This window comes from Cobetia sp. BL01 (assembly GCF_056493605.1).
Genome location: NZ_JBVBEE010000005.1, coordinates 197816 through 218308, shown reverse-complemented (window position 1 = coordinate 218308; position 20493 = coordinate 197816). Strand labels below are relative to the sequence as shown.

At 62.7% G+C, this 20493-nt stretch carries 20 protein-coding genes; 4 read left to right on the top strand and 16 right to left on the bottom strand.

Annotated features, from left to right (window positions below; genetic code table 11):
- Nucleotides 1-88: 88 nt before the first annotated feature.
- Nucleotides 89-772 carry a PAQR family membrane homeostasis protein TrhA gene (trhA, locus tag ACZYGA_RS11585; protein WP_479399251.1) on the top strand — a complete coding sequence of 228 codons (684 nt, stop codon included), beginning with the start codon at nucleotides 89-91 and terminating at the stop codon, nucleotides 770-772.
- Nucleotides 773-926: 154 nt separating this feature from the next.
- On the opposite strand, the gene ACZYGA_RS11580 is transcribed toward trhA, so the two are convergent.
- The 5 genes from ACZYGA_RS11580 to xseB form a co-directional block, all read right to left on the bottom strand.
- Nucleotides 927-2231, bottom strand: coding sequence for a Fic family protein (locus ACZYGA_RS11580; protein ID WP_479399249.1), 1305 nt, complete (start codon nucleotides 2229-2231; stop codon nucleotides 927-929).
- 607 nt (nucleotides 2232-2838) lie between these two features.
- On the bottom strand, nucleotides 2839-3462 hold the full coding sequence (locus ACZYGA_RS11575; protein WP_176493810.1) for a glutathione S-transferase family protein: 624 nt from the start codon (nucleotides 3460-3462) through the stop codon (nucleotides 2839-2841).
- Nucleotides 3463-3649: 187 nt separating this feature from the next.
- Nucleotides 3650-5572, bottom strand: coding sequence for a 1-deoxy-D-xylulose-5-phosphate synthase (gene dxs, locus ACZYGA_RS11570; protein WP_136939472.1), 1923 nt, complete (start codon nucleotides 5570-5572; stop codon nucleotides 3650-3652).
- 12 nt (nucleotides 5573-5584) lie between these two features.
- On the bottom strand, nucleotides 5585-6484 hold the full coding sequence (locus ACZYGA_RS11565; RefSeq protein ID WP_077380002.1) for a polyprenyl synthetase family protein: 900 nt from the start codon (nucleotides 6482-6484) through the stop codon (nucleotides 5585-5587).
- A gap of 26 nt (nucleotides 6485-6510) precedes the next feature.
- Nucleotides 6511-6795, bottom strand: coding sequence for an exodeoxyribonuclease VII small subunit (xseB, locus tag ACZYGA_RS11560; protein WP_077379650.1), 285 nt, complete (start codon nucleotides 6793-6795; stop codon nucleotides 6511-6513).
- Nucleotides 6796-7107: 312 nt separating this feature from the next.
- On the opposite strand from xseB, the gene serA reads away from it, so the two are divergent.
- Nucleotides 7108-8358 carry a phosphoglycerate dehydrogenase gene (serA, locus tag ACZYGA_RS11555; RefSeq protein ID WP_077379652.1) on the top strand — a complete coding sequence of 417 codons (1251 nt, stop codon included), beginning with the start codon at nucleotides 7108-7110 and terminating at the stop codon, nucleotides 8356-8358.
- A 237-nt stretch (nucleotides 8359-8595) separates the two neighbouring features.
- On the opposite strand, the gene ACZYGA_RS11550 is transcribed toward serA, so the two are convergent.
- From ACZYGA_RS11550 to ACZYGA_RS11500, 11 genes are all read right to left on the bottom strand, one after another.
- Nucleotides 8596-8781, bottom strand: coding sequence for a tautomerase family protein (locus ACZYGA_RS11550; RefSeq protein WP_077379654.1), 186 nt, complete (start codon nucleotides 8779-8781; stop codon nucleotides 8596-8598).
- Between the two features lie 298 nt (nucleotides 8782-9079).
- Nucleotides 9080-10345: a dihydroorotase gene (locus tag ACZYGA_RS11545; RefSeq protein WP_479399247.1), complete on the bottom strand. Its 1266-nt coding sequence runs from the start codon at nucleotides 10343-10345 to the stop codon at nucleotides 9080-9082.
- Entirely contained in the window at nucleotides 10342-11394 is a 1053-nt protein-coding gene (locus tag ACZYGA_RS11540; protein ID WP_479399245.1) for an aspartate carbamoyltransferase catalytic subunit, read from the bottom strand. Before ACZYGA_RS11540 ends, ACZYGA_RS11545 begins: the two co-directional genes overlap by 4 nt.
- The gene (gene pyrR, locus ACZYGA_RS11535; RefSeq protein ID WP_127736567.1) at nucleotides 11391-11939 is read right to left on the bottom strand and encodes a bifunctional pyr operon transcriptional regulator/uracil phosphoribosyltransferase PyrR; all 549 of its coding nucleotides are present in this window, start codon (nucleotides 11937-11939) and stop codon (nucleotides 11391-11393) included. The genes ACZYGA_RS11540 and pyrR overlap by 4 nt, the downstream gene beginning before the upstream one ends.
- Before the next feature lie 82 nt (nucleotides 11940-12021).
- Nucleotides 12022-12477, bottom strand: coding sequence for a Holliday junction resolvase RuvX (ruvX, locus tag ACZYGA_RS11530; RefSeq protein ID WP_077379660.1), 456 nt, complete (start codon nucleotides 12475-12477; stop codon nucleotides 12022-12024).
- On the bottom strand, nucleotides 12470-13027 hold the full coding sequence (locus tag ACZYGA_RS11525; RefSeq protein ID WP_077379662.1) for a YqgE/AlgH family protein: 558 nt from the start codon (nucleotides 13025-13027) through the stop codon (nucleotides 12470-12472). The genes ruvX and ACZYGA_RS11525 overlap by 8 nt, the downstream gene beginning before the upstream one ends.
- A gap of 15 nt (nucleotides 13028-13042) precedes the next feature.
- Nucleotides 13043-13948: a TonB family protein gene (locus ACZYGA_RS11520; RefSeq protein WP_077379664.1), complete on the bottom strand. Its 906-nt coding sequence runs from the start codon at nucleotides 13946-13948 to the stop codon at nucleotides 13043-13045.
- Nucleotides 13949-14059: 111 nt separating this feature from the next.
- Entirely contained in the window at nucleotides 14060-15031 is a 972-nt protein-coding gene (gshB, locus tag ACZYGA_RS11515; RefSeq protein WP_479399243.1) for a glutathione synthase, read from the bottom strand.
- Between the two features lie 203 nt (nucleotides 15032-15234).
- Nucleotides 15235-15981 (bottom strand): 16S rRNA (uracil(1498)-N(3))-methyltransferase, encoded by a 747-nt coding sequence (locus tag ACZYGA_RS11510; RefSeq protein ID WP_479399241.1) that lies wholly within the window; start codon nucleotides 15979-15981, stop codon nucleotides 15235-15237.
- A 194-nt stretch (nucleotides 15982-16175) separates the two neighbouring features.
- Nucleotides 16176-16679 carry a protein-export chaperone SecB gene (gene secB / locus ACZYGA_RS11505; protein ID WP_077379671.1) on the bottom strand — a complete coding sequence of 168 codons (504 nt, stop codon included), beginning with the start codon at nucleotides 16677-16679 and terminating at the stop codon, nucleotides 16176-16178.
- Nucleotides 16680-16743: 64 nt separating this feature from the next.
- On the bottom strand, nucleotides 16744-17163 hold the full coding sequence (locus ACZYGA_RS11500; protein ID WP_077379673.1) for a rhodanese-like domain-containing protein: 420 nt from the start codon (nucleotides 17161-17163) through the stop codon (nucleotides 16744-16746).
- A 457-nt stretch (nucleotides 17164-17620) separates the two neighbouring features.
- On the opposite strand from ACZYGA_RS11500, the gene gpmI reads away from it, so the two are divergent.
- Nucleotides 17621-19183 carry a 2,3-bisphosphoglycerate-independent phosphoglycerate mutase gene (gene gpmI / locus ACZYGA_RS11495; protein WP_479399239.1) on the top strand — a complete coding sequence of 521 codons (1563 nt, stop codon included), beginning with the start codon at nucleotides 17621-17623 and terminating at the stop codon, nucleotides 19181-19183.
- Nucleotides 19176-20465: a murein hydrolase activator EnvC family protein gene (locus tag ACZYGA_RS11490; RefSeq protein WP_167593070.1), complete on the top strand. Its 1290-nt coding sequence runs from the start codon at nucleotides 19176-19178 to the stop codon at nucleotides 20463-20465. Before gpmI ends, ACZYGA_RS11490 begins: the two co-directional genes overlap by 8 nt.
- Nucleotides 20466-20493 lie beyond the last annotated feature (28 nt).

The window sequence follows — 20493 nt, the reverse complement described above, 5'->3', positions numbered from 1 at the left end:
AGCCCATGAAGGCGGCGAAAGAGCGTGACATGACGGCGTCATCCTATAGAGAGTAGGCTTGAGAGGAATCCGCGCCGGAGACATCACCATGCGCAAGCCCTCACCCTCACCGACATCGTCACGTCCCGCTCTCTATACCCGGTTTGAAGAATGGCTACATAGTGCCAGCCACGGTCTCGGCGCTGTCATGGGACTCATCGGCACCGTGGTGCTGATCGTGATGGCCTGTCTGGCGGCAGAGGCCGATCCCTGGAAGATCATCAGCATCAGCCTCTATGGCACCACCCTGGTCGCGCTCTACGCTGCCTCGACGCTCTATCATGGCATCCGCCACCCACGCCTCAAGTCCGCTTTCCAGTTGATGGACCACTGCGCCATCTATCTGCTCATCGCTGGCACCTATACCCCCTTTCTGCTGGTCAATCTGCGGGGTCCGACAGGCTGGACACTGTTTGCCATCATCTGGTCCCTCGCGCTGGGCGGCATCTTTCTCAAGCTGCGCTGGCCAGCGCGTTTCAGTGCGGTACGCGTCACCGTCTATCTATTGATGGGCTGGCTGATCGTGTTCGCGTCACCCCTGCTGGTCGAGCAGCTCTCCGAGACGGGGCTCATTCTGCTGGTGGCCGGAGGCATCACCTATACCCTGGGCGTCATCTTCTTCCTGATGACACGCCTGCGCTATCACCACGCCATCTGGCATCTGTTCGTGCTCGGCGGCAGCACCTGCCACTTCTTCGCGATCTACACAGGTGTGCTGCCGTATGAGGTCTGACACGAGGCCGGCTCTCTTGAGCACACTGGCTTGAGAGCACTGACTTGAGAGCACTGGCAAGCCAGATGAAAAAAAGCGGGAAGGGTCATGACGACCCTTCCCGCTTTTTTTCGCGATATTTCCGCTTTCAAGGCGCGCTTTCAAGGCGCGCTTTTCAGGACTCGTTTCTCACGGCGCTGTCTTCCTGCGGCGCGAAGACCGGCAGCCGATAGCGCGTGCCGCGCCCGACACCATAGCTTTCCAGCACCTGCTTGGCGGTCAGATCGGCGAGATCTCGCGCTGCCGTCGGGTCTGAGGTCTCGACAAGCGCGCGATACTCCGCACGCCCGATACCCTCGTCGTCATCACGCTCCAGCAGGGTCAGCACCAGTTCGCGCTGACGGGAATTCAGTGGCGTTCTGGCATGTTCCATCCACAGGCGCTCGGCACGCTGCACTCTCAGGTAGTGGGATGCCGTCCGTCGTCCGCCATCGCGCAGCTGTCTCAGCCACCACGCGACCCAGGCATTCATGTCACCCGGCAGCACCTCATCGGCCGCATCGCCATTCAAGGCCCGGTTGAGCTCAGGCGGAAGCGCTTGTCCACTCGGCGAGGTGCCCGGCGTACCAAGACAATGCTGTTCGAGCTCACGCAGCTCCTCCTGACGCTCCGCCACCACCGTGAACAATGTCTGGCGACGCCAGCAGAGCTGCTCCAACGCCTCTGCTTCCCAGTGTTTCGCCACCTGCCCCGTCCACTCTCCCTGCTGCTGCAATGCCACCAGCGTATCGACGCGCGTCAACCAGCGAGTCAGCAGCAAGCGTCCGATCAACCCGTTGCCCAGCGCCAATGGTGAGAGCGCCTGCCAGTGGGCATGCAGCCTGAGGGCGTTGATCACTCCGGGATTGCCAGCCTCCGGCTCCTCCTCTTCCAGACGCTGCCAGAAACGCTCCAGCTCATCCGCAAGTTCATCACCGGTCATACCAGGCGCTCGGTAGCGCAATCGCTTGAGGCCATAACGTCCGCTGACCGCTTCATGGGGCCCATCACGCCATTCACCGAGACGCTGACCACTGCTGCGCGGCAGGAAGGGGCCCAGCCGGCGATGCCATTCCAGTACCTGCTCACGCGCCAGCGGCTGGAAGGCCGTCCGCACCACTTCGAGCATGACATCCACGAAGACATCAATCCCTGGCACCTGCCCACGGGGCGCCTCCAGCTGTCCGGATTCCAGCCCCAATGCCTGGTAAAGGGCATCGCGCAATGCGGCCCTGCCAAATACCACGCCGGACAAGCGGGCACAGGCCTCCATCTCTTCACTGAGCAAGGTGGCTTCGAGGCGCAGACGTTGGCGAGCCTTCAATTGCTGCCCTTGCGCCACCAACGGTGACATCACCGCCTGCGTTGCGCTCATCTCGCTCAACAGCGGCATGATCGCCAGTCGTCCCTGCGGCCAGTCAGGCTGCTGCCAGATCCACATAAGTCGTTATCCCCATTGAGGTTTCTGTGCAAATCATACCACGAGGATTCGCAATTAACGATATATCGAATCAATAAATGATGCGAAAGAATCATTTATTGCGATACCCGATCAACTTTTACTCAAATCCATGTCTGACAATCGCCACGTCATAGGCAAGCGACTGATTCACATGGCGTTTTAGCGGCTGCACCGGACTCCCTGGCCCTCTCAGACCTCACGACCGATCAACAACCAATCAACTCAATGATATATTGATGATTGCGAATCATATTTAGATACGAAAATCACTCAAGATCGGATCAACCTCCATTCCGGCAGCGCGGATGACGCCTGACAGATCTCGGACGCCGCGACCTAGCCTGCAGCCCCACCCGCGGCACGTGGCCCGCCCCGCTGTCGTGAGGCTTCGCCTGGCCCCACGATTTCGGACGCGACAGAACGCCCGGAGAGCCCGCCTGAGGTCTGGAAACAAAAAAGGCGCCACCCTGATGTCAGGGTGGCGCCTTGGCGCTTGTGCGAGCTTTCAGAGGCCTTGTCTCACGCGCCTCATTTCATGGCTGTGACAGAGCGAGAGGCATCTCTCGGTGTGGATGTCTCATATGTGTCAGGGGCGATTGGCGGCAGCCTGGGCCTCACGTTCACGCGCCCGTGCGCAGGCCGGGCGCGCAAGAACTTCCTGCATCCAGCGCGCAAGCGACGAGGGGATCGGCTGCTGCGCCTTGTGGGCCCAGCCCAATACCTGAGCGAGGAAAAGATCAGCGAGGGTGAAGTCGTCGCCCAACAACCAGCCCTGTCCCTCGAAGCGGCGCTGGAGCGCTCCCAATGCACGCTGAAATTCCCACTGCGCGGTCTGCTTCACGTCTTCACAGCGTCGTTCTTCCGGCAATGCGAAGGTGTGCTTGGCCAGCGTCCACAGCGGCTGCTCAAGTTCGGTGGTCAGAAAGCTCAGCCACTGGTCTAGCTGCGCCTGACCTTCCAGCGAAGACGGTATCAGGCGGCCTTCCCGGGCGGCGAGATAGCGACAGATGGCACTGGATTCAAACAGTACCAACTCCCCCTCGACGATGGCGGGCGCCTTGCCGTCGGGATGAATGGCCAGATACTCGGGGCTGCGTCCTTCTCCTGCCTTGAGATCGAGGCTGTGGATCCGATAGTCGAGTTCCAGCTCTTCCAGCGTCCAGGCGACGCGCAGTGAGCGGGAATTGGGGTAGCTGTAGAGAGTCAGCATCGGGGCGGGCGTTCCTTGGCAGCGTTGCGAAAGGGGATCGGCAGTCCGTCCCAGCATGGCGCGCCAGCGTCGATCATGCCAGCAGAGTGCGGCGCATCAGGCACGTTTTTCACGCAAGAAAAAACGCCTGTGGACAACTCGAATGTTCGAATCATCCACAGGCGTTCCTGTGAGCCAGGTGGCAACTTCAGCGTGCGAGACGCCCTTCGATACTGGCGCGAATGCCAGCCGCATCCAGCCCGCAATCACGCAGCAGCTCTGCCGGCTTGCCATGCTCGACGAAGTCATCCGGCAGCCCCAGCAGCAGCATGGGTTGCGCGAGACCGGCATTCAGGTAGAGCTCTGCCACGCCGGCACCCGCACCACCGGCCACGGCATTCTCTTCCACCGTGACGACCAGGTCATGCTCGTCGGCGATCTCCAGCAGGGCCTCGCGATCCAGCGGCTTGATGGAGCGCAGATTGAAGTGGGTCGCGTCCAGTGCCTCGGCGACCTCCGCCACCGGCGTGTTCATGCTGCCTACGGCAACGATGGCAATACGCACGTCGGGACTGGCACTGATGCGACGACGATATTCGCCCTTGCCGATCGTCAGTGGCGTCAGGTCATGGCCCGTGGCGACGCCGGGTCCGGTGCCACGCGGATAACGCACGGCCGCCGGACCGGGATGTGCCAGCGCCGCACTCAACATGCCACGACACTCGCTCTCGTCCGCCGGCGCCATCACCACCAGCTCCGGCACGCAACGCAGGAAGGACATGTCGAGGCTGCCGTGGTGGGTCGGTCCATCCTCACCCACCAGTCCCGCGCGATCGATGGCAAAGGTGACATCCAGCTTCTGTACCGCGACATCATGGATCAACTGATCATAGCCACGCTGCAGGAAGGTGGAATAGATCGCCACCACCGGCTTCATGCCTTCACAGGCCATGCCGGCCGCCACCGTCACGGCATGCTGCTCCGCGATGGCGACATCGTAGTAGCGATCAGGATATTCCTTCGAGAAACGCACCAGATCCGAGCCTTCCCGCATGGCAGGCGTGACACCGATGACACGAGGGTCAGCCGCGGCGGCATCACAGATCCAGTTGCCGAAGACGCTGCAGTACTTCTGCGGCCTGGGTGCCGGTGCATCCGTCACGGAAGGCGCCTGTCGTGCCTGCTCCGACGAGGCCTTCTCCAGCTTGGTGATCGCGTGGTAGCCGATGGGGTCGCGCTCGGCCGGCAGGAAGCCCTTGCCCTTGCGCGTCACCACATGCAGGAACTGCGGGCCCTCGAGATCGCGCATGTTGCGCAGTGTCTGGACCAGTGTCGGCAGATCATGCCCATCGATGGGACCGATGTAATTGAAGCCCATCTCCTCGAACAACGTCGCCGGGCTGATGAAGCCCTTCATGTGCTCTTCGGTACGCTTGGCAAGTTCCAGCGCCCCCGGGAGCGGCGACAGCAGTTTCTTGCCGTTGGCGCGCATCTGGGTATAGGGCTTGCTGGCCAGGATACGCGCCAGATAGCTCGCCAGACCGCCAACATTTTCCGAGATAGACATCTCGTTGTCGTTGAGCACGACCAGCAGGTTGGCTTTGACGTGCCCGGCATGCGCCAGCGCCTCGAAGGCCATGCCGGCCGTCAGGGCGCCATCACCGATCACCGCACAGGCGCGACGGGATTCTCCCGCGGTACGCGCGCCCAGTGCCATGCCCAGCGCGGCGCTGATCGAGGTGCTGGAATGTCCCACCCCGAAGGTGTCGTAGTCACTCTCGGCGCGCTTGGGGAATGCAGACAGGCCGTTATATTGACGCATGCTGTGCATGGCGTCGCGCCGGCCGGTCAGGATCTTGTGGGGATAGGCCTGATGACCGACATCCCACACCAGGCGATCACGCGGGGTTTCCAGCGCATGATGCAGGGCAACCGTCAGCTCGACGACACCGAGGCCGGCACCGAAGTGCCCCCCGGTGCAGCCGACGCTGTAAAGCAGGAAGGCGCGCAATTCATCGGCCAGCTGGCGCAGCTGTGCCGGACTCATGGTCCGCAGTGCGTCTGGTGTCTCGACCGCATCGAGCAATGGCGTCGCGGGGCGCGCCTCAGGTATCTCGTCAAACAGCTTCATAGGCGTCAGGAATCAGTGGTCTCGCTCGATCATGTAGCGCGCCAGCACCGCGAGAGGCTCTGCGGCCTCTCCCAGCGGTGCCAGGGCATCCAGGGCCTCGTCCAATAACTGACCTGCCCGGGTTCGGGCTCCTTCCAGGCCAAGCAATGACGGGTAGGTCGGCTTGTCGCGTGCAGCATCCGCACCGGCGGTCTTGCCCAGCGTGGCGGTATCGCCGGTCACATCCAGGATGTCATCCTGAATCTGGAAAGCCAGGCCGATGGCAGAAGCGTAGCGCTCGAGAGCCTCAAGACGCGAATCCGATTCCTCGACCGCCACCAGCCCGCCAAGACGAACAGCCGAGCGAATCAGCGCGCCAGTCTTGTAGGCGTGCATGCGTGACAGCGCCTCGACCTCTCGGAACTGCCCCACCGCCTCGAGATCCAGCGCCTGCCCCGCCACCATGCCACGTCGACCGGAAGCCTCCGCGAGGGTGCGTATCAGGGCTGGCGTTCTCGCATGTGCGGTATCGGCAATGACCTCGAAGGCCAGGCTCAGCAGGGCATCGCCCGCCAGAATCGCGGTCGCCTCATCGAAGGCCCGATGGACGGTGGGCTGGCCACGGCGCAGGTCGTCGTCATCCATCGCCGGCAGGTCATCGTGAACCAGTGAATAGGCATGGACAAGCTCCAGAGCGGCCGCAGTAGCATCCAGCGCTGTACGCCCTGCCTCGTCCTCATCGCCTCCCAGCGCACGTCCGGCAGCGTACAGCAGGACAGGCCGCAGTCGCTTGCCACCTCCCAGCACGCTGTAACGCATGGCCTCTTCCAGCCGATCACTGACCGCCCCCGCCGGACTGAGCAATGCCTCGAGCACGGCCTCGCTACGCGCCTGCCCACCACGAATCAATTCGCTTGCCTGCGCGGACGGCATGGCTTGCGTCGTCGATGCACCTGACATCACCAATCGTTCTCCTCATCCCCTGCACCGACGGAACTGCCGGGCATCTCGGGCGCTTCGAATGCAGTGGACACCAGCGTGCCATCAGGCCCTTCGACCAAGGCCTGCAGACGCAGCTCGGCGTCGTCGAGCCGTCGTTGTGCTTCACGTGCCAGACGCACTCCCTCCTCGAAAGCGCCCAATGACGCTTCCAGCGACATGTCGCCGGCTTCCAGTTGCGTCACCAATCCCTCGAGACGCGCAAGGGTGGCGGCGAAATCCTGCGGCGCTTCCTGTTCGGCCATGAGTGCTCTCGCTGATCAGACCGGGCTGAACCCGGGATGTCCATGTGATATGCCAGTATAACCTGATGGGCCCTGTGACGCTGCCCACCCGACACCGGCGTGAGCACTCGTTTCAAGCTGTACATTTTTCATGCTGACCGATTGGACATTTCAACCGGGGCCCGCACCAGCTGTGATATTCTTTGCCCCCCTGTTGACAGCACGCCCCGCTGTTTTTCTGGCATTTTCTAAAGGCGTGACACGCCAGCAGGACATGAAAAAGACCAAACGAACAGAAACGTCGGCATGACCGGCGAGAGGGTTGATTCGACAATGGCCAAGACGTCCCTGGACAAGAGCAAGATCAAGATTCTATTGCTCGAGGGTGTCCACCAATCCGCCGTGGATAACTTCCTCAACGCGGGTTACACCAACATCGAGCTGCTTCAGACCTCGCTCGCCGAGGACGAACTGATCGAGAAGATCCGTGATGTGCACTTCATCGGCATCCGCTCCCGCACCCAGCTCAACGAGCGCGTGATCAGCGCTGCCGAGAAGCTCACCGCCATCGGCTGCTTCTGCATCGGCACCAATCAGGTCGACCTGGAAGCTGCACTCAAGCGCGGCATTCCAGTCTTCAATGCGCCCTACTCCAATACCCGCTCCGTCGCCGAGCTGGTACTGGCAGAAGCGATCATGCTGATGCGTGGCGTGCCGGAAAAGAGCGCCAAGGCGCACCGTGGCCAGTGGATGAAAACTGCCAAGAACAGCCATGAAGTCCGGGGCAAGACACTGGGCATCGTCGGCTACGGCAGCATCGGCTCGCAGCTGTCCGTACTGAGCGAATCTCTCGGTCTGGATGTCATCTACTACGATGCGGTCACCAAGCTGGGCATGGGCAATGCCCGCCAGGTGGCAAGCCTGGAAGAACTGCTGGCGCGCGCTGACATCGTCACCCTGCACGTCCCGGAAATCCCCTCCACCAAGTGGATGATGGGCAAGCAGCAGTTCGCGCTGATGAAGCAGAACAGTGTCTTCATCAACGCCGCTCGCGGTACCACCGTGGTGATCGAGGACCTCGCCGAAGCCCTCTCCAGCGGCAAGCTGCTGGGCGCGGCCATCGACGTCTTCCCGGTCGAACCGAAAGGCAATGGTGAAGAGTTCGTCTCCCCGCTTCGCGAGTTCGACAATGTCATTCTGACGCCGCACGTGGGTGGTTCCACCATGGAAGCTCAGGAAAACATTGGCGTGGAAGTGGCGGAGAAGCTGGTGACCTACTCCGACAACGGCACCACCATCGGCTCCGTCAACTTCCCGGAGGTCGCGCTGCCGGCCCACCCGGAGAAGCACCGTCTGCTGCACATCCACGACAACGTGCCGGGCGTGATGTCTCACATCAACCGCGTACTGTCCGAGGAAGGCATCAACATTTCCGGCCAGTACCTGCAGACCAACAATACCGTCGGTTACGTGGTCATCGATGTCGACAAGGCCTACGGCAAGAAGGCACTCGAGGCCCTCAAGACCGTCGACCACACGCTGCGCATTCGTACTCTCTACTCGGAAGCTGATTTCGAAGGGTGAATCCGACAGTGCACGTCACAGTGACGGAACCATGGCCGTGGGGATGTCGCTGATACAAGAACGCCGCAGCCATCAGGCTGCGGCGTTTTTTTCAATACGACTCGGAACAGAGAGGCGATGACGCACTGACTGTTTCACGTGGAACATCTTCGATTTTTTGGTAAAACCAAATATATTCAATCACTTGTATCACAACACGACGCTTGTGAACAGCAGTGACCATCGCGCCCATTGCACTCAGCGGTCTGACAATGGCGTACCCGCAACCGCCCAGTTTTCCGGCTCGACTTCCTGCAGTACGATCCATACCGACTCCTTGCGCACCTCCAGTACGCGAGCTGTCTCACGGGTCAAGGCTTCGACCAGTTCCCGTTTCTGTGCCTCTGTCTTGCCACTGATGAATTCCGCACGAATCATGGGCATGCTTTCGACTTCCTATGTGTTCCAACATTCTCTTTCCCAGCACTCGAGGCTCGCGCAACGACATGCTGGCCATGTGGCGTGATGCCGGGCTTCGATGTTCCACGTGAAACATCTGCTGATCGTGGCGGACATGTTGCTCAGGTCGGCACTGGCTTCTCTCGCGAAGCAACCAATAGCTCCCCAGCACCACAAGCCATGAAATCGCTGGCTTATCAGCAAGTTGTAACCAGCCACCCAGAGACTGACCTCAAGAGACCGGCCTCCTGGTGAAGCATGGATGTTCCACGTGAAACATCTTTCAAGCGTAGCGCGTATCGCCCAACAGCACGCGTTCGACACGCCCGGTCAACTGCATGCCGAGCAGTGGCGTATTATGTCCAGCACTTGCCAGCGTCTCGCTGGAGACACGCCATTTCTGCTCCATATCAATCACCGCGAGATCACAATACTCACCTTCCTTCAGCATGCCCCCCTTGAGCCCGAAGCGCCGGGCGCTGAACGTCAGGGTCTCGATCAGGCGCGGCAGCTTGATCATCCCGGCCTTGACCAGCGCCAGCCCAAGCGGCAGCACGGTTTCCAGACTGGTCATGCCGGGCTCGGAGACCGCGAAAGGCGCACATTTCGCGGCTGCCTCATGTGGCAGGTGGTCACTGACGATCGCATCGATGGTGCCATCCGCGACAGCGGCACGAAGTGCCTCACGATCGTCGGCACTGCGCAGAGGCGGCTGAAGATGGAAGTTGGCATCAAAGCCTTCCAGCTGCTCATCGGTCCAATGCAACTGGGCGATCGAGACATCCGCGGTGATATCCAGCCCTCGGGCCTTGGCATCACGTACCAGTTCCACCGCGCGAGCACTGGAAAGCAGCGAGACATGCGCCCTCACCCCGGTCTGCTCGATCAGCAGCAGCCATTGAGTCAGCGCGATGGTCTCTGCCGATTCGGGAATTCCTGCCAATCCGAGGCGTGACGCGATGGCCCCCTCGTGTGCGCATCCCTGCCCCGCCAAGGTGGCTTCCTGTGCCTGGAAGACCACCGTGATATCGAAGGTGCGTGCATATTCCAGACAACGTCGCAGCACACCAAGATCACGGATCGGCCTGCGCAGGTTGGTCAAGGCGACACAACCGGCGGACTTGAGTGCGGCCATGTTGGCGAGCAGCTCCCCTTCCAGCCCCTGGGTCAGCGCTCCCAGGGGGGCCACCCTGACACCTGCCACATCACGAGCACGATCGAGCAGGGTGCGCACGTGAGAGGCACTGTCGAGCACCGGACTGGTATCCGGACGAGGCAGGATGACGCTGTATCCCCCTGCCAGAGCCGCGGCCGATTCACTGGCCAGACTGCCCTTGTAGCGCGGTCCGGGATCACGCAGATGGGCCCCCAGGTCAGCGAAGGCCGGCACGACAAGCTTGCCCGAGAGGTCCTGCTGCTCATCCGCGACGAAGCCACGCGGTGGCGCACCGATCGCGACCAGACGTCCCTCTTCGAGGTGCAGGTCATACTGGCCATCGAGGCCACTGGAGGGGTCGATGACCCGAGCATTGATGAGGCTGAGTTTCATGCTCCAGCTCCTCGAGAACGTTCATTTCTGCGCTCTGCGCGCGCCTTCATCTGGCCTGATACCGCCATCGACAGCACCGCCATCCGGACGGCGATGCCATTGGTGACCTGATCGAGGATCAGCGAGCGCGGACCATCCGCGACGGCGGACTCGATCTCGACACCTCGATTGATGGGTCCCGGATGCATCACTACCGCCTCAGGATGCGCGTGGGCGAGGCTTTCGCGGGTCAGGCCGTAGCGACGATAGTATTCCGACTCCGAGGGCAGCAGCGCGCCATCCATGCGCTCCTTCTGCAGACGCAACATGATGACGACATCGACATCCTTGAGCCCGGCATCAAGCTCGGTGAACACCTGGCAGCCCAATGTCTCGACGCCCACGGGCAGCAGTGTCCTGGGGGCCACGACACGCACCTCGGCTGCCCCCAGGGTGTTGAGTGCCAGAATCTGCGAGCGCGCGACTCTCGAATGCAGGATGTCACCGACGATGGCGACGCGCAGGTTGGCAAAATCACCCTTGTGGCGACGAATGGTCAGCATGTCGAGCATCGCCTGGGTCGGGTGGGCATGACGCCCGTCACCGGCGTTGATGATCGCCACATGGGGCGTGATCTGGCTGGCGATGAAGTGCGCCGCGCCCGAGTCACCATGGCGCACCACGAAGGCATCCGCCTGCATGGCCTCGAGATTGACCAGCGTGTCCATCAGTGACTCGCCCTTGGCTGCGGAAGACGTCTTGATGTCCAGGTTGAGCACATCCGCCGACAGGCGCTTGGCGGCGAGCTCGAAGGTGGCCCGGGTACGCGTGGAGTTCTCGAAGAACAGATTGGCCACCGTACGCCCTCGCAGCAGAGGCACCTTCTTGACCTCGGCATCACCGATGCCGCGGAAGTGATCCGCCGTGTCGAGAATCTCGGTCAGGACTGCACGCGGCAAGCCTTCGATATCCAGGAAGTGGCGCAGACGCCCCTGCTCGTCAAGCTGGACCTGGGACGGGGAGGCCGCACGCACCTCTGCGCTGGCCTGGGTGAGATCGAACAGGTTCATGCCGCACTCTCCCCGGTATCCACCAACGTCAGACGCAAGGCATCCGGCCCTTCCAGCTTGATGCGCTTGCCGGGCGCCAGGGCCAGACTGGCGCCCAGCGCATCCGGCTGAACCGGCAGTTCACGCCCCGGCAGCTCCAGCAGGCAGGCCAGCAATACGCGTCGTGGACGCCCGTAATCGAACAGTTCATTGAGCGCAGCACGCACGGTGCGGCCACTCATCAACACATCGTCGACCAGCAGAAGATCGCGATTCTCGATATCCGGCAGCTGTGAGCCCTTGCCGGCGTCCGGCAACCCCTTGTGCCCGAAATCATCTCGCCAGAAACCGATGTCCAGCGTCGCCAACGCTTCGCTGAGCCCCAGACGCTCACGCAGTGCCTGGGCAATCCATACCCCGCCGGTATGAATGCCGACAGGAATCAGCCGCTCACGCTCGATCTCACGACGCTCGAACAACAACTCGAGCTCTTCGGTCATCGCCTCGAGAAGCGCTTCCACATCGGGCAGCGTCTCGTGGTCGTCGTGTACCTCGGAATGTTGCATGGGTATCGCATCCTCATACTTCCGCCAGCGGCGGCAGACAGACAAAAAAAACCCGCTTCCGTGAAGGAAGCGGGTGGGGTATTCAGTAACCGACAAGGTCGCCCTCGCCTCGCTGGCTTGCAAACCAGCTCTCGAGTATCAGCTGAGCGGCGAGGCCATCCACGCCATCATCACGATAGTTGCCGCGGTGACCGCGTTCACGTGCCAGCCCCTTGGCCGCCTTGGTGGAACCACGCTCATCCCACATCTCCAGCGGCTTGCCATATCGGCCGTACAGACGCTTGCCAAACTTGCGGGCACGGCTGCACATCAGGCTTTCGGTGCCGTCCAGCTCCAGTGGCAATCCCACCACGAACAGATCCGGCTGCCACTCCTCGATCAGACGAGTGACCACATTCCAGTCCGGGATGCCGTCACGCACGTGCAGGGGCACCAGCGGTGAGGCCGTGCCCAGCATCTCGGTGCCCACTGCCACCCCGATACGGCGCGTACCGAAATCGAAGGCCAGTACCGTCCGGCTGACGACCCGCTCAGCCATGCCCGATCTCCCGTGACATCAGGCTCATGTTGACACCCAGCTTGCGGGCCGCTGCATCAAGGCGCGACTCGCTGTCGGCATCAAAGAGAATGCCGCTGTCGCCTTCGACGATCAGCCAACTGTTCTCCTTGAGCTCATTCGTCAGCTGGTCAGGCTCCCAGCCAGCACAGCCGAGGCAGACCATGAAATCTTCCGGCCCCTTGTTGTCGGCGATCGCCTTGAGAATATCCAGCGAGGTCGTAAGGGCAAGCTCATCCGTCACCTGCAGGCTGGAATCCCATTCCGCGGCCTGGCCACGGTGCAGGATGAAGCCGCGGTCCTTGTGCACGGGGCCGCCATAATAGACGACGTCTTCCAGGCACTCGCAGCTGTCCGCCGCGATCTCGAGCTGCTCGAACAGACCACGCATGGTCAGCTTGATGGGCTTGTTGACGATGACACCCAAGGTGCCCTTTTCATCATGATCACAGAGGTAACTCAGCGAGCCGGAAAAGTTGTCATCATCGAGATGAGGCATCGCCAGCAGGAAATGGTCTCGCAGACTTTGCATGGTCCTCCCGAGGCGTCAGGGCGCGCCAGAATCGTTGCCGGGGCCGAATCGCCAGATGCGGGTGATGGTCAGTTGGCTCATGCCCCTGAGACTCTCATCGAAGGGAGCATAGGGGGCCGCGCCATAGACCGTATCCAGAGCCGCCTGGTCGAGCTCGGCATGTCCCGAGGATTGTAACACTTCCGCGTACTCAAGCTGACCGCTGGGCAACACGACGGCACGAATGCGCAGCTCCCCGCTCAGATTGGCGGGCGCGGGATAGTGGAGATTGCCGAAGGACTGCACCGTGCCGGTCCAGTCATTGATGTAGCGAGCCCGCGCCGAGGCGCGGGCCGCCTTGCGCGAGGCCACATCACCGGCCACCTCGCGGGTCTGGCCCGAGGCCTGGATCGCCCCGACATCCTGCTCGATGGCTTCCTGCTCATTGTCCGGCGTATCCGGCAGGATCTCGGAATGCGAGACCTGCTGTGGCGAATCATTGCGGGTCGCGATGACCTCCGGGATGCGCTCCGGCAACACCAGGGGCACGGCAGCTGCCTCGGGCACCGGGGCCTCGCCGCTGACGGGAGCTCTCTGCTCACCCGCCCGGGGGGGCGTCTGACTGGCTGGCCCGGCTTGCACCGCCGCCTCACGCCCGCTTCCACTGGCCTGCTGATCCTGCTCGGCGACGACATCCGATGTGACGGCACGTGAGCTGGCCTGGCTGACCAGCGTGACGTCGAGCATCACCGGGTCAGGCAATGGTGGCACCTGAGGGGGCACCATCAGGCCACTCCCCAGCAGCCACCAGCCGACTACCGCATGCACCCCCAGTGCCGCGCCCCAGGCCACCACGCGACGATGCATCCGGGTCACCGGCACGTAGGTGATCGGATCGGTCACGCTATGGTTGACTCCCCACCACTCGACGGGTGCTGCCATGCCCCACTCCCTGTCTGCGAAACCGCTGTCGTGTCAGCTTCGGCATCCCTGCCGTTTACTGCGAACTTGCTGGCCGCCATCTGACGCCACCGACGCCATTGACGGCGGCAATCAAGCGGACTGCTGCGCCGTGAGGCGTGCCTCGATGGCATCCATCAGCAGCCCGGCGATGTCCGTACCGCGCTGGTCATCGATTTCACGCACGCAGGTCGGGCTGGTGACGTTGATCTCGGTGATGTAATCCCCGATCAAGTCCAGACCGACGAACATCAGTCCCAGCGACTTCACCACCGGCTTGACCTGCTCGACCAGCCAGTAATCGCGATCCGTCAGCTCACGCGACTCACCACGTCCTCCAGCCGCCAGATTGCCACGCGTTTCTCCGGCGCTGGGAATGCGCGCCAGACCGAACGGCACCGGCTCACCATCGACCAGCAGGATGCGGGTATCGCCGGCACTGATCTCCGGCACATAACGCTGTGCCATGATCTGACGCTGGCCACGCAGGGTCAGCTGCTCGATTACCGATCCCAGATTGCGACCATCTTCGGCGACGTGGAAGATACCGCTGCCGCCCATGCCATCGAGCGGCTTGAAGATGACATTGCCATGCTCCGCGTGGAAGGCGCGCAACACCTTGTCATTGGCCGAGACGGTCGTCGGCGGAATGCACTGGGTGAACTGCTGCGCGAACAGCTTCTCGTTGCAGGTCAACAGCGCGGCCGTCGGATTGACGACCAGCACGCCTTCACGTTCGGCGAAGCCCAGCAGGTGGACCGCGTTCAGGAAGTGCTCGTCGACGGGCGGGTCCTTGCGCATCAGAATCACGTCAAGCTCGGCCAGCGGCGTCGCGACGACCTCGCCCAGCTGATAGAAGTGATCAGGATCCCGATAGACCTCGAGATCCCGCATCCGCCCCATCGCACGGCCATTCTCGAGATAGAGATCTTCCTGCTCCAGGTAATGCAACGACCAGCCACGCTGGGCGGCGGCCCACAGCATGGCCAGGGTGGTGTCCTTCTTGTAGGTGACGCTGGACATCGGGTCCATCACCACGCCGATCTTGAGCTTGCGAGCAGTCATCGAGGCAACCTTCTGACGACACTGCCGACCCAGCCGGCCGGCAATGAGAAAAGCGGATGTTACCCGGCGCGATACCCCGAAACGGGTTGCGCGGGAAGATGGGACAAGTATGCAGCAGCACCACGCTGCCCACCACTGACATGAGGACGCTCAAGGCCTCACGCAGTGTTGCCGGGGCTTCAACAATGCTGGTGTCATCCTGCCTAGCGCGGCAGATCGCCGAAGCGCTGCTGCAACAGCGTCAGCGCGACCACCGGCGCCGTCTCGGTACGCAGTATCCGTGGGCCCAGCCCCAGGACGTCACACCCCGCGCCAGCCGCCTGGGTGACTTCTTCCGGCGTGAAGCCGCCCTCAGGGCCGATCAGCAGGCTGGCACGCGTCACGCCGCCCTCGCTCTCGGCGGCATTCAGCGCCTCGGCACCGCCCGGCTGCAATATCAGGCGAAGTGACTCATCGCGCTCGTCCAGCCACTGGGCCATGGGAATCGGCGCATGCACCACCGGCACCACGCTGCGACCGCACTGCTCGCAGGCGCTTGCCGCCACGCCCTGCCAATGCGCGAGTTTCTTGTCGGCGCGCTCGCCCTTGAGCTTGACGTCGCCACGCGCGGTGTAAAGCGGGGTGATGGCAGCGACCCCGAGCTCACAGGCCTTCTGGATGGCGTAATCCATGCGATCGCCCTTGGAGATCGCCTGGCCCAGATGCACCGCCAGTGGCGACTCGCTGTCATTGGCGACCGCATCAATCACCCGCACGCTGACCCCCTTGCGGGACACCTCCTCGAGCGACACGCGCACTTCCTGCCCGTGCCCATCGAACAACTGTGCTTCGCTGCCCACCCGGGCCCGCAACACCAGACCGAGATGGCGTGCAGGCCCCTCGGGCAGTGCAAAGGTCGCCCCGGCGCTGACATGGAGATCAAGATCGGGACAGTGCAGACGAATGGCCATGGGAAAGTCTCGCGAGCAATGCGCCGCGCGGCAGCGCCATGAGAGACACTCAGCACGCCGACACGGAGATGAAAGGGAAAGAGAAATAGGTTCAGGAAAGCACGGCCATCATGGTAGCCACCAACGCAGTGACGGGCCACTGGGGCCCGTCACTGTCATTACCATCTCACGGCCATTGCTGGCCGTCTCACGGATCAGTGAGCGGTGGCTTCACCCGCCTGTTGCGCTTCACGCTGCTTGCGCTGAGCGTACATGGCTTCGAAGTTGACCGGTGCCAGCATCAGCGGAGGGAAGCTGCCGCGGTTGACCAGATTGTCGACGGCTTCACGCGCGTACGGGAACAGCACGTTCGGGCAGAAGGCCCCCAGGGTGTGATCCAGCTGCTCGGCGGACAGACCGGCGATGCGGAACAGACCGGCCTGCTCGACCTCGGCCAGGAAGGCGGTGGTCTGATCTTCACCGTTGGAGACCTGGGCGGTGACCTTGATGGACACCTCGAAGAGCTCTTCACCGACCTGCTGGTGCTCGGTATCCAGTTCCAGGCTGACCTTCGGCTGGAACGGCTGGGAGAAGACTGCCGGAGAATTCGGCGCTTCGAAGGACACGTCCTTCACATAGATGCGCTGCAGGGCGAACTGGAGCTGATCCTGAGCCTGTTCGGCACCCTGTGCCGCCTGTGCGTTCTGTTCTTCAGCCATGAGACATATCCTTGAATGTACGGAGAATTATTGTTGGGCCATCGGCCTGCTTCCCGCAGGTCGCTCAGCGAGTCACGACCGGCAGACTGTCGGCTTCCCACTGACCCATGCCACCCTTGAGCTTGACCGCCTGCTTGAAGCCGGCCTTCTCCAGGCGCGCCACCAGCGGTCCAGCGGTCTGACCATGCTTGCAGACGATGATCACCGGACGGTCCTTGTACTTGTCCAGCGGCGTGGTCGCGCTGGCAAGCTGACTGCTGGGAACATTGACGGCACCGGCGATGTGGCCGGCCTTGTATTCCTTGCTGTCGCGGATGTCGATGAAGACACCCTCTTCGCGATTGACCAGTCGCGTGGCCTCGCTGACGCTGACCCCGTGGTTGCCACGCATGGTTTCCATGACGATGAGGGCGACCAGCAGGGCGACGAAGGCGCCCACCAGCAAGGGATGATTCTGCGCGAACTGAAGCAGCTGTTCGATCATGAGACGGGCTAACTCCGCTGTGACGTGCATGCCGGTACGTACGCGGCAAAGGAAATAGACCGCTACCCGAGGTAACGGAGCCAGCATTATACATGACAGCCCCTGTCATGAATGCCCGCGACATGGCATCAAAAAGGCGTAACGCCGCCCTGCCCTCGCCTGCGCCACGGGGACGCACTGAACTTGCCCGCGATAGGGGAATCCAATCTTGCCGATACGCTTCCAGCACTTGCACTCGGCACCTTACCGCCTCTCTAATAGAGGTCAGAATGAGCAGGTAGTTTTATCACTACATCTTGCCTCACCCGTGCAGCAAGCGGTGAACGCACCGGATGAGGAAGACGGCAGAGGATGCCCGCAGGACATGACAGGCACGTGATCGCCTGACAGCCACCCTGCGCGATTGCCCCTGCCGTCCTGCTCCAGAGGATTCATTCGTCATCACAGCGAGGAAGTCATGGCAGCTCAAGCACAAGGTCCGCGTCCCGTCGCCCTCATCATTCTCGATGGCTACGGCCACAGCGAGGAAGAGAAGGACAACGCCATTCTTGCCGCCAACACGCCGGTCATGGATCGCCTGCGCCAGCAGTATCCCAGCGATCTGATCCATACCGACGGTGGCCATGTCGGCCTGCCGGATGGCCAGATGGGCAATTCCGAGGTCGGGCACATGAACCTGGGGGCCGGGCGCATCGTCTACCAGGACTTCACCCGCATCACCAAGGCCGTGCGCGAGAATGCCCTCAAGGACAACACCGTCCTGACCGCGCCTCTCGATGCCGCCATCGCGGCTGGCCGCGCCGTGCACCTGATCGGCCTGCTGTCTCCCGGGGGCGTGCACTCCCATGAAGACCACATCCTCGCCATGGCCGATCTGGCCGCCGAGCGGGGCGCCAAGCGCATCTACCTCCACGCGATTCTCGATGGCCGCGACACCGCGCCCAAGAGCGCCGAGGCATCCATCGCGCGTGCCGATGAACACCTGGCAGGTCTCGGACTCGAGGAAGGCCGTGTCGCCACCCTCGTCGGTCGCTACTTCGCGATGGACCGTGACAACCGCTGGGACCGTGTCGAACAGGCATATCGCGTGATCGCCGAAGGGCAGGGCCTCCACGAAGCCGCCAGCGGCGTGGAAGGACTTGCCGCCGCCTACGAGCGTGACGAGACCGACGAATTCGTCAGCGCCACGCGTATCGGCGACGCCGTCCCCATGCAGGAAGGCGATGCTGCCCTGTTCCTGAACTTCCGTGCCGACCGTGCCCGCGAACTGACCCGCGCCTTCGTCGAGCCGGACTTCTCCGGCTTCGAGCGCACGCCGCCCAAGCTGGCCCATGACGGTCTGGTGATGCTGACCCAGTACGCCGCCGACATTCCGGCGCCGGCTGCCTTCCCGCCCTCCGACCTGCCCAATACCCTGGGGGAAGTGGTCTCCAATCGCGGCCTCACTCAGCTGCGTATCGCCGAGACGGAGAAGTACGCCCACGTGACCTTCTTCTTCTCCGGCGGCCGCGAAGACGAATTCGAGGGCGAGACCCGCATCCTCGTGCCCTCGCCGCAGGACGTGAAGACCTACGACGAGAAGCCGGAAATGAGCGCCGGGGAGGTCACCGACAAGCTGGTCGAGGCCATCGAATCCGGCCGCTATGATCTGATCGTCTGCAATTACGCCAATGGCGACATGGTCGGACACACCGGCAAGTTCGATGCGGCCGTCAAGGCGATCGAATATCTGGATGGCTGCGTCGGCCGCGTGGTCGAGGCGCTGGAGAAGGTCGGTGGCGAATGCCTGATCACCGCGGACCACGGCAATGCCGAGCAGATGGTGCACCCGGAGACCGGCAACCCGCAGACGGCGCACACCACCTTTGAAGTGCCGCTGATCTACGTCACCCAGCGTGACGTCAAGCTGGCCTCCAAAGGACGCCTGTGTGACCTCGCCCCGACCCTGCTGACCATGATGGGGCAGGCTGTCCCCGAGGAAATGGACGGCAACGTGCTGGTCGATTATGCCGGTGCCTGATAGCCCCTTGCAGGGCGCGCCGAGTGGCGTACCCGGCGCCTCCCCCGGTCCGGATGCCTGTCTGGCATCCGGACCGGGCAGGCGCTACCGATTCTTCAAACGCCGGAGCCCTGTCTCCGGCGTTGTGCTGTCTGCCTGCCTGCTGCTCATGACTCCGCTGCTGGCCCCCTCCTCGGCACTGGCCGCGGACAGCAGCGCGACCCTGACCCAGAAGAAGCAAGCCTCCGAAGCCGACCTCAAGCGTCTCAAACACGAGATACAGGCGATGCAGGGCGAGCTGAAGGCCACTGCCGCGCGGCGCAGCGATACGCGCAATGGCCTGGAGAAGATAGAGCGCCAGCTCAACGAGACTCGCCAGCAGACCGGCAGACTCGAGGATGAGCGCGACGACATCACGCAGCAACTGACCAGGCTCACGCGCCAGCGTGAGACCCTCATCCAGCAGCAGACGGCGCAGAAGGCTGCCGTGGCCGAGGAGATGGCCGCCCTGTATCGGCTGGGTCGCCAACCCGAATTGAAGCTGCTGCTCAATCAGGATGATCCGGCGCGTCTCGAACGCCTGCAGGTCTATCTGAATCACTTGAGCGATTCGCGCCGGCAGGCGCTTGAGCGCCTCGCCAGACTGGATGCCTCACTGGCCAGTACTCGCGCCAGTCTACTGGCACGCCAGACACGACTGGAGGAGGTGCAGCAAGGCCTCAAGCAGCAAGCCAGCAAACTGATGGCCCAGCAGAATGAGCGCGCCGCTCTGCTGCGCACCCTGGATGCCCGCTATGCCAGCCATGAGGCGAAGATCGCCGAGCTGGATCAGGACCGCGCCCATGCCAACCAGATGATCCAGACGCTCGAGAAGCGCCTCAAGGCCATCAAGAGTGCCCCGCCCCCCAGGACACGCATCACGCGTGCGATGGGCAAGATGGACTGGCCGGCCCCCGGGCGGGTCATCTCGGCCTATGGCGGGGGAGAAGGCGTCAATCGTGATGGCGTGCTGATCCAGGCGTCCCAGGGCACGCCTGTGACGGCGCCGCATGCCGGTCGTGTCGTCTTCGCGGACTGGATGCGCGGCTACGGCAACCTGTTGATCATCGACCACGGCGACAACGTGCTGACGCTCTACGCACATCTGGCAAGCTTCAGCGTCGGCCCCGGTGACAGCCTGTCACGCGGCCAGCAGCTGGGCAGTGTCGGCAGCAGTGGTGGCCGTGACGGTGCCGCGCTGTATTTCGAAGTACGCCGCGCCGGCAAGCCCGTCAACCCGCAACGCTGGCTGTCGAGCCGCTGAGCCAGTCAGCCATGGCGCAACATGGCGA